General features: G+C 73.5%; 7 protein-coding genes and 1 pseudogene. 3 read left to right on the top strand and 5 right to left on the bottom strand.

The window, feature by feature from the left end; translation table 11 throughout:
• Positions 1–284: 284 nt before the first annotated feature.
• The gene (locus tag EAO76_RS28395; RefSeq protein WP_148838765.1) at positions 285–632 is read left to right on the top strand and encodes a chorismate mutase; all 348 of its coding nucleotides are present in this window, start codon (positions 285–287) and stop codon (positions 630–632) included.
• Positions 633–1,321: 689 nt separating this feature from the next.
• Positions 1,322–2,458, top strand: a complete 1,137-nt coding sequence (locus EAO76_RS28390) for an LAETG motif-containing sortase-dependent surface protein (RefSeq protein ID WP_316248379.1) — start codon at positions 1,322–1,324, stop codon at positions 2,456–2,458.
• A gap of 64 nt (positions 2,459–2,522) precedes the next feature.
• Here EAO76_RS28390 and EAO76_RS28385 read toward each other — a convergent pair whose 3' ends face one another.
• The 5 genes from EAO76_RS28385 to EAO76_RS28360 form a co-directional block, all read right to left on the bottom strand.
• Positions 2,523–4,355: a GMC family oxidoreductase gene (locus tag EAO76_RS28385; RefSeq protein ID WP_148838764.1), complete on the bottom strand. Its 1,833-nt coding sequence runs from the start codon at positions 4,353–4,355 to the stop codon at positions 2,523–2,525.
• A 69-nt stretch (positions 4,356–4,424) separates the two neighbouring features.
• Positions 4,425–6,053, bottom strand: coding sequence for a succinic semialdehyde dehydrogenase (locus EAO76_RS28380; RefSeq protein ID WP_148838763.1), 1,629 nt, complete (start codon positions 6,051–6,053; stop codon positions 4,425–4,427).
• Between the two features lie 238 nt (positions 6,054–6,291).
• On the bottom strand, positions 6,292–7,869 hold the full coding sequence (locus EAO76_RS28375) for a serine/threonine-protein kinase (RefSeq protein WP_148838762.1): 1,578 nt from the start codon (positions 7,867–7,869) through the stop codon (positions 6,292–6,294).
• Between the two features lie 143 nt (positions 7,870–8,012).
• Positions 8,013–11,129: a protein kinase gene (locus EAO76_RS28370; protein WP_148838761.1), complete on the bottom strand. Its 3,117-nt coding sequence runs from the start codon at positions 11,127–11,129 to the stop codon at positions 8,013–8,015.
• Between the two features lie 313 nt (positions 11,130–11,442).
• Positions 11,443–12,222, bottom strand: a complete 780-nt coding sequence (locus tag EAO76_RS28360; protein WP_148838759.1) for a hypothetical protein — start codon at positions 12,220–12,222, stop codon at positions 11,443–11,445.
• Between EAO76_RS28360 and EAO76_RS44865 the strand changes: the two are divergent.
• Positions 12,197–12,405: pseudogene (locus EAO76_RS44865) on the top strand (hypothetical protein); the annotation flags it as partial. The gene EAO76_RS28360 and the pseudogene EAO76_RS44865 overlap by 26 nt on opposite strands.

Raw genomic sequence — 12,405 nt, 5'->3', positions numbered from 1 at the left:
GCTCCGGACACCGGTGGGGAGGCGGCGGGGCCCAAGCGGCGGCGGGGCGTCTCAGCATCCGGGCGCCGTGTTGGTCCGCCCGCGCGGGCGGGGCCATACTGAAGCCATGCGTCAGCACACGACCTTCGTCTTTACCTATGGCATCCGGCCCGCCGGCTGCCATGGTCGTGCTGCTTGATCCACTGACGAGCAACGTTCCAGGCGCCCCGGGCCGAAAGGCCCGGGGCGCCTCGGCGTTCACGGACCGGTCGGCTCGGGGACCACATCCACGAGGAGTCACCACCATGACCAGCACCGCTCCCACCAGCACCGCTCCCGCCACCGCCGCTCCCGCACGGACCGCGGCCGGGGCGTCGGCCGCCGAACGGACGGGCGCGCACACCGACGAGGCCGCCGCACTGATCGCCGACGCGCGCGCCCGCATCGACTCCCTCGACGACCGGATCATCGGGCTCGTCCAGGAGCGGATGGCCGTCTCGGCGGTCATCCAGGAGGCCCGGATCACCTCCGGCGGCCGGCGCATCAACCTCTCCCGCGAGATGGAGATCCTCGGCCAGTACCGGGACGCCCTCGGCAAGCCCGGCACCTCCCTCGCCATGACCCTGCTGGAGCTGTGCCGCGGCCGGGCCTGACACCCGCCGGCCAAAACGCCTTCGGCCCCGTGGCTCCCGCGGGTCCGTCGCGGCAGCCCGCGGCCCCGGGGTACTCCGGCGTATCCCAGTTCGGGCCGACTCTCACCCGTACGGCGCGTGACCGGGTTCGCGGCGGCTTCGTTGGTCCCGATGTCCGTGCCAGCCAGGGGCGGCTCCGGAAGAAGAGCAACCACGCGTGGCTCCGCTGGAGCGTGTGGCGTGCCACTGGTACGCCGTGGGACCGCGCACCAGCGTGTGTGACCGGTCGGCAGGGGACAGCAGTCCGGTCACTCCAGGAGCGGCCGGCTCCGGGGACGCCCGGAGCCGGCCGCTTCCATCACGGCGGTCCGTGATCCGAACGGACCGGGACGAGGCCGGGCCCCGCGCGGAGCCCGGCCCGTCCGTTCCGGCGCCGGGACCACATGCCGGCGACGACGTGCGAGGGCCCCGGGGACCGATTCCCGTCCACGGGGCCCTCGCTCGTACCGCCCCGCCCGTACGCCCGTACATACCGACCGCAGCCTCCTCGCCCGTACGTACCGGCCGCGGCCTCCTCCTGCGGCCCGGAGGCGGCCCGGGCCGCGGCCCCGGGGCGGGTCGGTGCAATTGAGGACACTTGGGCGTGATTGGTCTCACATAAGGGTTCTGTGAGCGTCCGGACAACCATTGCGGCGGATCGCAGGTCAACCATGCGAAACCCCGGGCCCGCCCCGTGCCCCGGCACGGCGGGCCCGCCCGAACCCGTACCGCTCACGGCGGTGCGCCCCATCACCGAGGTCACCATGAAGCTTCGCCGCGCCATGGCGTTCGCCGCCGCCACGGCAGTCATCGCCCCCGCCGCGGTCCTGGCCGCCCCGGTCGCGTTCGCCGTGACGACGGACGGGACCACCACCGCCGAGACCACCGCCTCCCCCTCGCCGAGCGACTCCGACGCCACGGAGACCGACGGGCAGCCGTCCCCCGGGACGTCGAGCTCCGCCCCCGCCGGGGAGACCGGCGAGGAGACGGGCGAGGAGCCCGGCGAGCCCGGCGGATCCGGCGAGGAAGAGGGCGAGGACACCGACCCGGCCCCGGGCGACAAGCCCGGCGCGACCCCGAGCGGCTCGGCGAGCGCCTCGGCCTCCGCCTCCCCGTCCCCCTCGGAATCCGAGGACCCGACGGAGCCGGCCGAGTGCGCCACGTCCGACCTGGACACCTCCATCAACGGCCTGCCCGGGAAGATCGCCCGGGGCAGCGGCTGGCACAAGTTCAAGATGAACGTCTACAACTCCTCGAAGTCCGCCGTGCGGAACGTCGACTACTTCGCGGGCGCCGCCTCCGACGAGGAGGGCAACGACCTCTTCCGCTCGAAGCAGGTCCGTCTCCAGGCCCTCGACCCGGAGACCGGCACGTGGGAGGAGCTCAGCGAGGACGGCCGCGCGGTCGGCTACGTCGGCCAGTCCGACGAGATCCCCGCGGGCTACGAGGTGGACATCCCGCTGCGCATCAACGTGCGGTCGAGCGCCCCGGTCGGCTCCGGCTTCACCCTCGGCGCCGGTCTGTACGTGGGCGACAAGGACTGCCAGGGCGTCACCGACGTGGCGTACAAGTTCAAGATCGTGGAGGCGGGCGGCAGCGGTTCCACGCCGCAGACCGGCGGCCGTGCCCCGGTGCCGTCCACGAAGCCGGCGGACAACCGGACGGGCCGGGTGACCGGCAGCCTCGCGGAGACCGGTTCGTCCTCCGCCCTGCCGGTGTTCGCCACCGCGGGCGGGGCGGCCGTGGTGCTCGGCGCGGGCGCGATGTTCGTCGTGCGGCGCCGCAGGAACGGTGACGCCGGCGCCTGACGCGTCCGCATCCTCGTGAACACGGAGGGGCCGCACCCGAAGGGGGGTGCGGCCCCTCCGGCCGTTACGGCCGCTGCTTCTTCGGCGGGACGGCCGGCATGCCGAGGAACGGCAGTCTCAGCGCGCCGAACGCCTCCTTCGGCACGGCCGGCGCACACGGCTCGACCGCGGCCAGCCGCCGGTACGCCTCGCCCTGCGCCGGGCGCGGGTCCGCCTCGCCCTTGTTGGGCCAGAAGGACATCGCGCGCTCGGCCTGGGCGGTGATGGTGAGCGACGGGTTGACGCCGAGGTTCGCGGAGACCGCCGAACCGTCGACCACCGAGATGCCGGGGTGCCCGTGGAGCCGGTGGTACGGGTCGATCACCCCGTCCTCGGCGGTGACGCCGATGGGGCAGCCGCCGAGGAAGTGCGCGGTGAGCGGGGTGCCCATCAGCTCGCCCACGTTCGACCCCGCGAAGCCGTTGATCTCCTCGGCGAGGAGCGAGGCGCCGCGGGTCGCCGCCTCGATCTGGGTCGGGTTGGGCGCCCCGTGCCCCTGCCGGGCGGTGAGCAGGCCCTTTCCGATGCCGCCGGGCTTGCGGTACGTCGTCAGGGAGTTGTCGAGCGACTGCATGACGAGCCCGATGATGGTCCGTTCCGACCAGCGGCGGTTGGAGAGCGACCGCAGGGCGAGCGTCGGGTGCTTGGCCAGTTCGAACAGCCACCTGCGCACCCGGTGCGCGCCGTACGGCACCTGGAGGACGGTCAGCGCGCCCATCGAGTTGGAGCCCTTGCCGTACCGGACCGGCTCGATGTGGGTGTTCTCGTCCGGGTGGATCGAGGAGGTGATGGCGACGCCGCGGGTGAAGTCGACCCGCGCGGCCCCGTGCTTCCTGCGGTAGCGGCGGTCGGTGGTCTGCGAGCCGACCAGGCCCTCGGAGTTGGTACGGGTCAGCTCGCCGAGCCGGGACGAGATCCGGGGCAGCAGCCCGGTGTCCTTCATCCGGTGCAGCAGCGTCTGGGTGCCGTACGTGCCCGCGGCGACGACCACCTCACGGGCGGTGAACGTACGCCCCCTGCCCTTCTTCCGGTTGTCGGTGGGGAGGGTCTTGACCGCGTAGCCGCCCCGGGAGTCCTCGACGACCGCGACGACCGAGGTCATCGGGTGGACGACCGCGCCCGCCTTCTGGGCGAGGTGGAGGTAGTTCTCGTTGAGGGTGTTCTTCGCGCCGTGCCGGCAGCCGGTCATGCACTCGCCGCACTCGGTGCAGGCCTTGCGGGAGGGGCCCGCACCGCCGAAGAACGGGTCGGCGACCTCGCCGCCCGGCCGGGCCTTCGCCGTGCCGTCGCCGTCCTCGCCGTCCCCGAAGAAGACGCCCACCGGCGCCATGTGGAACGTGTCGCCGATGCCCATGGCCTGCGCGGTCGCCTTCAGGTGGACGTCCGACGGGGTCATGGTCGGGTTGAGCCGGACCCCCAGCATCCGCTTGGCCTGGTCGTAGTACGGGCCCAGCTCCTCGCGCCAGTCGGTGATGTCCTTCCACTGCGGGTCGTCGAAGAACGGCGCGAGCGGCTCGTACAGGGTGTTGGCGTAGTTCAGCGAACCGCCGCCGACGCCCGCGCCCGCCAGCACCATGACGTTGCCCAGCAGGTGGATGCGCTGGATGCCGTACAGGCCGAGCGCCGGGGCCCACAGGAAGTTCTTCAGGTCCCAGGAGTTCCTGGGCAGTTCGGAGCGGGTGAAGCGGCGGCCCGCCTCCAGCACCCCGACCCGGTACCCCTTCTCGGTCAGCCGCAGGGCCGAGACCGCGCCGCCGAAGCCCGAGCCGACGACGACCACGTCGTAGTCGTACGCGGCGTCGTCGTCGGCCGTTTCCCGGTCGGCGGGCCGATTCTGGGCAGGGCTGTCCTGGGACATGGCTCTCCTCGGTGCGAAACGGGCGGAGGGCGCCGCGGCACCACCGGTGTCGGCGCGGGCGGAACGGGGTCAGCGCAGACGGAACGCCTTCATCGCCCTGAGGCTGGCACTCATGAACGCGGCGTACTTCTCGTCGTCCATGCCGAAGGACGGGGCGAGCGGGATCAGGCGCTGCTGGGCGACGGTCTGCGCCTCGGTGTACTTGAGGATGCCCTCGGAACCGTGCCGGCGGCCGAGCCCGGAGTCCTTCATGCCGCCCATCGGGGACTGGACGCTGCCGTACGCGGGGGCGTAGCCCTCGTTGATGTTGACCGTGCCGGTGCGCAGCCGGGCGGCGACCCGGTGGCCGCGCCGGGAGTCCTTCGTCCAGACGCTGGAGTTCAGGCCGTACGGGGTGGCGTTGGCCAGCGCGACGACCTCGTCCTCGTCGGTGAAGCGGTAGACGGAGACGACCGGACCGAAGGTCTCCTCGTTGCAGACGGCCATCGGCGCCTCGACGCCGTCGAGGATGGTCGGCTCGTAGAACAGCGGACCGATGTCGGGGCGGGCGACCCCGCCCGCGACGAGCCTGGCGCCCTTCTCGACGGCCTCCGCGACGTGCCGGCTGACGGTCTCCAGCTGGCGCTCGCCGACCAGGGAGCCCATGTCGGCGCCGTAGGCGAGGGAGCTGCCGAGCCGCATGGCCTTGGTGCGGGCGGCGAAGCGGGCCACGAAGTCGTCGGCGATCGACTCGTGGACGTACAGCCGCTCGATGGAGATGCAGAGCTGTCCGGCGGAGGAGAAGCAGGCGCGGACGGCGCCCGCGGCGGCCTTCTCCACGTCGGCGTCCTCCAGGACCAGCATGGCGTTCTTGCCGCCGAGCTCCAGCGAGACGCCGACCAGCCGGGCCGCGGCGCCCCGTGCGACCTCGCGGCCGGTGCGGGTGGAGCCGGTGAACGAGACGTAGTCGGCGTGCTTGACGACCTCGGGACCGACGACGGGGCCCTCGCCGAGGACGACCTGGAAGACCTCGGCGGGCAGTCCGGCCTCGATCAGCAGATCACGGGCCCACAGCGCGGTCAGCGCGGTCTCCGTGTCGGGCTTCATCACGACGGCGTTGCCGGAGACGAACGCGGGCAGCGCGTCGCCGACGGACAGCTCCAGCGGGTAGTTCCACGGCGCGATCTGGCCGACGACGCCGCGCGGCTGGCGCAGCTCGGTGACCTTGGTGAGGGTCGGCACGACGCCGGTGTGCCGCTTCGGCTTCAGGTACGCGGCGGCCCTGCGCCCGTAGTGGCGGGCCGCGACGGCGACGGCCTGCACCTCCTCGTGGGCGTGCAGCCGGGCCTTGCCGGTCTCCAGCTGGATCAGGTCGAGCACCTCGGCCTGGCGGCTGAGCACCAGGTCGTGGAAGCGGAGCAGCACGGCGGCGCGGGCGCGGACGGGGGTCGCGGCCCAGGCGGTCTGGGCGGCGCGGGCCCGCTCGAAGGCGGTCGCCACGTCCTCGGGGGTGGACTCCGGCAGGTCGGCCAGCTTCTCCCCGGTGAAGGGGGTGTGGTTGGCCGTGCGGCCCGAGCCGACCACACCCCGGGTGAGCTGGGCGATCACTTCGGGTGTCACCACATCGGCGGCGGTGCGCGCCCCGGCGGGGGCGGCGGCCACGGGGTTGGTGCCGAGCTGGGCCGCGGAGGTGGACGTGGAGGCCTGCGAGTCCGTCATGAGGGCGAGAGTACGTCCAGCCGCACACTTTTGGTACCCGTGGGTAACGGGTTTTCACAGTCCCCACAAACAAGCCAGTGATCACTGGCAACAAAGCCCCTGATCAGCGGCCTTCCACCCCGACGGCCCGGTACGACTTCACCGGAGCCGTCCGGTCCGGCCGCACCGGGACCGCCCGGCACGACACGCCCGGGACCGGCTCCTGCGGCCCGGTCCCGTCGGAGCCGTCCGGACGCTCTCAGTCGGCGGATTCGCCCGGCGCCCGCCAGCTGCGCAGCATCGTGTCGAACTGCGCCCGGGTCGTCTCCCAGTCCTCCTCCGGGCCCGTCATGTACAGCGCGTACTCGGGTCCGCCCGTCTCCCCGAAGTACATCTGGTCGATCGCGTGCCGGGGCCCCGGGTGCTGCTTGGTCTCGGTCCAGGTGAACTCCCAGAGCGACCCCGGCCGGTCCCGGTACGTGTTGGAGTGCAGGGTCTGGCGCCGGTAGCCGGGAAGCCGTTCGGAGAGCTGCTTCTCCAGGCTCAGCATGTGCATGTACGGGTTCTCGAAGTCGGGCGCCGGGTCGATGCTGATCCGGATGTAGTGCACGCCGCCGTCCGGGGTGTAGTCGATCTGGTTGCCGTCCATCCGGCGCTCCCAGCCGTCGGGCACGGTCAGGCCGAAGCCCTCGGGGTCCTCCACCCGGTGCCAGCCGTCGGGCACGTCCTTCACCGGGTCGACGGCCTTCGGCGAGGACGGGGCACCGGGGTCGGTCCCGGGTTCGCCGGGATCGGTCCTGGACTTGCCGGGATCGGTGGTGCCCTTGGTCGATTCGGTCTGCCCGATGGACTTCTCCGTGCGGTCCCCGTACTTCATCGCGGCGAGCCCCGCGCCGCCGCCGACCAGCGCCGCGATCGCGACGACCAGGATCGCGGTGCGCCAGCGTCCGCGGCTGCGGCGGGTCACCGGGGCCGTGGCGGGCGGCTGCGCGGCCACGGGTTCGCGGCCCTCCATGGCGTCCAGCAGCATCCGTTCGGCCTCCGCCGCCGTCGGACGCTCGTCCGGCTCCTTGCGGAGCAACGCGGTGATCACGGGGGCCAGCGGGCCCGCCCGGCCGGGCACCGGCGGCTCGTCGGTGACGACGGCCTGCATGGTGGAGATCGGGGACGTGCGGCGGAAGGGCGAGCGGCCCTCGACCGCGGTGTAGAGCGTGGCGCCGAGCGACCACAGGTCGGAGGCGGGGCCCGGGTCGGCGCCGCGGACCCGTTCGGGTGCCAGGTAGTCGATGGAGCCGACCAGTTCGCCGGTCCTGGTGATGGTCGAGTCGCCCTCGATGGCGGCGATCCCGAAGTCGGTGAGCAGCACCTGCCCGTCCCCGGCGAGCAGGACGTTGCCCGGCTTCACGTCGCGGTGCAGGACCCCCGCCGCGTGCGCGGCGCGCAGGGCGCCCAGGACGTGGAGGCCGATCCTGGCCGCCTCGCGCGGCTCCATCTCGCCGGACTCCTTGGCCGCGTCGGCGAGTGACGGACCGTCGACGTACTGCATGACGATCCAGGGCCGGTTGTCGTACTCCAGCACGTCGTGGACGGTGACCACGCCCGGGTGCGTGATCCGGGCGGCGGCCCGCGCCTCCTTCTGCGTCCGGGCGTGCAGGACGACCCGGTCCGCCTCGGCGACGTACTGTCCGGCGGTCAGCTCCTTGACCGCGACCGTGCGGTGCAGCACCTCGTCGTGGGCCCGCCACACCTTGCCCATGCCGCCGCGCCCCAGGACCTCGCCCAACCGGTACCTTCCGGCCAGCAGCAGTCCCGATTCCGTGCCCTGTGATTGCTCCACGTGTCCCCGCCCCGTGTCCCCGCCCCGTACCTCAGGTGCCAGATTACGGAGCGGACGCACGGCCACGGAACCTCGCACCGCCCACGAGACCGCACTGTGATGCTTGTCGCTCCGTCACATGCCGGCCGGCGCACGGAGCGGGGTCAGGACGTCACCCGGTAGGAAGAGATGGCTTGTTCGTAGATGTCCGAAACCTTGTCACGCCGGTTCTCCGGGCCGATGACCTGGATGACGTGGTAGCGGCCCTCGACGACCATCACGAGGTTGCGGGCGTACACCTCGCGCCCCGAGGCGTCCTGCCAGGTGAACTGGCCCTCCGCCATGGCCTGTCGGCCCACGTCGATCCGGCGCAGCCCGCTCGACCCCGACCATTCGGAGTCGCGGAACTGCTGCAGTTCCAGCTCCTTGTCGGCCTGGTACGCCAGCGGGTCGTCGCCACTGGCCTCGACCGTGTCACGGCCCGGGACGATCAGCAGGCTGAAACCGTCGCCGCCGTAACGGATCTGACGGTCGGCGTTGGCCGGGGTGCGCCGCCAGTCCTTGGGCGCGCCGACCTCGAAGCCCTCGGCGTCCTTGCGCAGGGTGTAGCCGGGGGCGAGCGCGATCGCGGAGCGGCTGGTCTGCGGCTGCTGGGAGCCGGACGAATCCTGGCCGCCGGGCTCCGGCGCACCGGACGTCGACGCCCCGGGCCCCGACGAGCCGTTGCCCGGTTCGTCGTCCGACTTGGGCATGAACATCACGGCGTACGCGATGGCGGCGGCCATGGCCAGCAGGATCAGCAGCAGGAGCATCCGCCCGAGCCTGCGCGGCGTCCGGCCCTCGGCGGACCGGGGCGGGGTGCGCAGCGCCTTGGGCTCGCGCGGCGCCCTGGGGGCCTTGGCGGGCCTGGGGGCCTTGGTGGGCCTGGGGGCCCGCTCGGCCCGGGGCTCGTCCGGCCGCTCGAACCCGTCCTGCCGGTCGGAGTGGTCCCGCCGGTCGAATCCGCCCAGCAGGTCGAGCCCGGCGTCCTGCTGCTCCGGCTGCGCCTGCCGGCCGGACCTGTTCCTGGTGTGGCGGTGGCGGCCGTGGGCCGCGTTGCGGCCGCGGCGACGGCGGACCAGCTCGCCCCGGCGGCGCACGATGGGGAGCCGGGCGCCGTCCGCGGCCGGCAGGGGCACGACGTCCAGACCGGCCTCGGGCTCGGGCGCCGAACGCACCAGGGAGCGCAGCCAGCCGCTCAGCTCCTCGAAGTCCGGCCGCTCGGTGGGGTCCTGGCGCAGCAGGGACTCGACGACGGGGCGCAGCGGACCGCACTCCTCGGCGAACGCGGGCGGCTCGGCGCACACCATCTGCACCAGCTCGGCCGCGTTCTCCTCGGGGTAGGGGGCGTGGCCCTGGACGGCGCGGTAGAGCAGCGCGCCCAACGCCCAGAGGTCGGTGGCGGGGCCGATCGGCGGCGCCAGCTGCCAGTTCTCGTGGACGGGGCCGGCCTGCTCGGGCGCCCAGCGCTCGGTGACCGCGCCCACGACGGCGATCCGGGTCTGCCGGGCTCGCTCGGCGGCGAGAGGGGTGGCGGGGCCCCGGTAGCCGGAGCCCGTACGGCCGCCCTCGTCGTCGTCCTCGTCCCAGCGGCCCGCCGAGTGCTGCTCCGGCAGGTGCACGGGGAGGGCCGGCACGCCGCCGCGCCGGGACTCGGCCCGCAGCGCGTCCTGCCCCGATCCTCCGGCGGGTACGGGGCGCCCCGCTCCGGGCCCGTCGTTCCACGAGCCGATGAGGTACGCCCGCCGAGGTGGGGACGCGGGACCCGGCGGCGTACGGCCGTCCCCGGCATCGCGGTCGTCCCCGGCGTCGCGGTCGTCCCCGGCGTCGCGGACGCTCTCGGCGTCGTGGATGTCCTCGTCGTCCTCGCCCGCGTCGTCCTCGTCCTCGTACGGGTCCTCGGCGTGCGGGGTGTCGTCGCCGTACGGGCCCTTGGCCCAGGGGGATCCGGCGTACGGAGCCGTCGTCGCGGTGGTGCCTTCGCCGGTCCCCTTCGTGCCGGTGCCGGTGCCCGCGTCGGCGTCTTCGGCGGCTTCCGTACCGGCGGGGCGCTGGACCGGCAGGCTGCCGGTGTCCTCCGCCTCGGCGCGGCGCCGGTCCTCGCCGAGGCGCGCACCGGCGCGGGCGCCCTCGCGGTAGGCGACGATCGCGTCGGGGCGCCCGGTCCGCGACTGCGTGAAGTCCCTGGACGGGGATGACGGGAAGGCGTGGCTCACCGGATGCGGCACGGCCTCCAGATCGCCCGGCAGACCGGGCGCCGCCCCCCTCCGCACGTCTCCGGAGCGGTCGTCCCCGGAGCGGTCGTCGCCGCGGTCGCCGTCCTCGTGCGGAGCATCGGCGTACGGGGCGTCGTCGGCATCCGTACCGGCGTCCGCGTACGGGCCGTCGGCGTACGGGTCGTCGTCACCGTCGCCGTGCGGGCCGCCGTCCTCCCGGCCCGGCCCTATCGCCATCCGGCCGCGCGAGGCCGGGACCTCGGCCATGGGCGCGGGCGCCGGAGGCACGGCGGGCCGGGGCGGCGCGAACACCCCCGCCTCGGAACGGCCGCGGTCGCCGTGGTCGTACCCACCCCCGTCGTGGTACTCGTCCGCGTCGTCGTACCCGTCCCCGTCGTCGTACCCGTCCGCGTGGTCGTCGTCCTCGCCGTCGGGCCGCGGCGTGGTCACGTACCCGCAGAGCGCCTCCTCCGCCGCCCCTGCCGCCAGGCCGGTCAGCATGACGCGGCCGTCGTCACAGACCAGGACCGTGCGGACGGTGATGTTCCGGTGGGTCCAGCCGTGGGCGTGCAGCGCCCGCAGCGCGGCCAGTACGTCGGAGCCGATCTCGGCGGCCCGGAAGGGACTGAGCGGGCGCTCCGCGAGCAGGCTCGCGAGCGATCGGGCCGCGACGAACTCGCTCACGATCCAGAGCGAACCCGCCTCGGCGAACACGTCGAAGACCTGGCCGAGCCGGGGGTGGTCGGGCACCTGGGCCGCCGCCTGCGCCGCCTCGACGGCACGCCGCACCACCGGGTCCGCCGGCTGCCGCACCGCCCCTCCGGCGCCCCGGAAACCGGTCGGCGCCGGGTCGTCCGCGCCGAGCAGCTCGGCGTCCACCACCTCGGGCAACGGCACCTGCCGGACCAGGACTTCCTGCCCGCTGTAGGTGTCGAACGCCCTGGTCTCGACCGGTTCGTACTCGTCCGACCGGGACAACGGAAGGCGGTAGCGGTCGGCAAGCACCCGACCCGCGTAGTCGTCCACGACGCCTCCCCAGAGCGCGTTGTCCCCCGGCCACAAGGGACCGCATCAACCCGTCAATTGCGGTCGCTCACCGTGCAACTGACCCATCGTTCCGGCTGCGTACGGTCTTCAGGCTCTCACGATACGTGGCACGTGACGGCCACGCGCCGGGGTCGGTGCAACCCGGCCCCTTTCCCCCAGGAGTCAGACGGACCGGCCGGATGGTCCGGTTCCACCGGAGCGAAGAGTTCCGCCACCCCGACCGGACCGGTCGGTCCCGTCGGTCCCATCAGACCTGCCAGGCCCGTCGGTCCCGTCAGGCCCGTCAAGCTGCTCAGTCGACGGGCTTGAACGTGTCGAACGCGACCTCGCGCAGCTTCCGGCACTCCGCGCCGTTCCACTCGTCCGCCTTGCAGCTGATCATGATCGCGTAGCCGTGGGTGGCGTCGATCTTGAAGCCCCGGTTGAGCACCCGGACCGTTTCGTCCTGCTGGGTGCGCTCGAACTGCCAGTCGGCGACGGTCGGGTAGCCGTTGTACTCGACCTTCTTGATGCCGAAGTGCTGGTAGCCCCTGCTGGTGGCGGCGACGGCGGCCCTCGCGGCGTTCCAGGCCGCGGCGGCGTCGCCACCGGGCGAGTCGGTGTAGTCGATCTGGATGCGCGGGAAGCCGCCGTCGACGTTGTAGATCGCCCCGGAGTTGCTGCCGGCCGTCGTGTCGAACCGGAATTTCTCGGGCATGGCCACCGTGAAGTGGAAACGCTTGCTCGTGACCTTCCGGAACCCGGCGGGCAGGGCGTCACCGGGCTTGTCGCCCTTCGAGCCGTCCGCCCCCTCGCCCGTGCCGTCGCCCTTGTCCTTGTCCGCGCCCTGGCCCTGGGCGCCGTTCTGGTCCTTGTCCCGGTCCTTGCCGCTGCTCCCGCCGTTGCCGCTGTCGGTGTCCGTGGAGGAGCCGCCGGTGGCCGTCGAGGGCCCGGCCGAGGTGGACTTGTCGTCCTTGCCGTTGCCGCCGCCCGCGTCGTTCTTGTCGTCCCCGCCGAGCGTGAGCGCGAGGATCGTGCCGACCAGGACGAGCGCGATCACCGCGGCGATGATCACCAGGGTGCGGCGCGGCACCACGTCCGTGATGGACGCGCGCGGCGGGGCGGACGGCGACGTGGCCGGACGGGGCGGCGGCAACGGCAAGGACGACAAGTCCACCTCGGCCGGGCCCTCGACGGCCACCGGCGGCTCCTCCACGGACACCGACAGCGGCAACGGCGGGAGCAGCGGCAAGGACCGGGACAAGGACCAGAACGG

Source organism: Streptomyces sp. sk2.1, from assembly GCF_008120935.1.
Classification (GTDB): Bacteria; Actinomycetota; Actinomycetes; order Streptomycetales; family Streptomycetaceae; genus Streptomyces.
The sequence above is the reverse complement of the archived record's forward strand: the minus strand, read 5'-3'. Positions and strand labels throughout refer to the sequence as shown.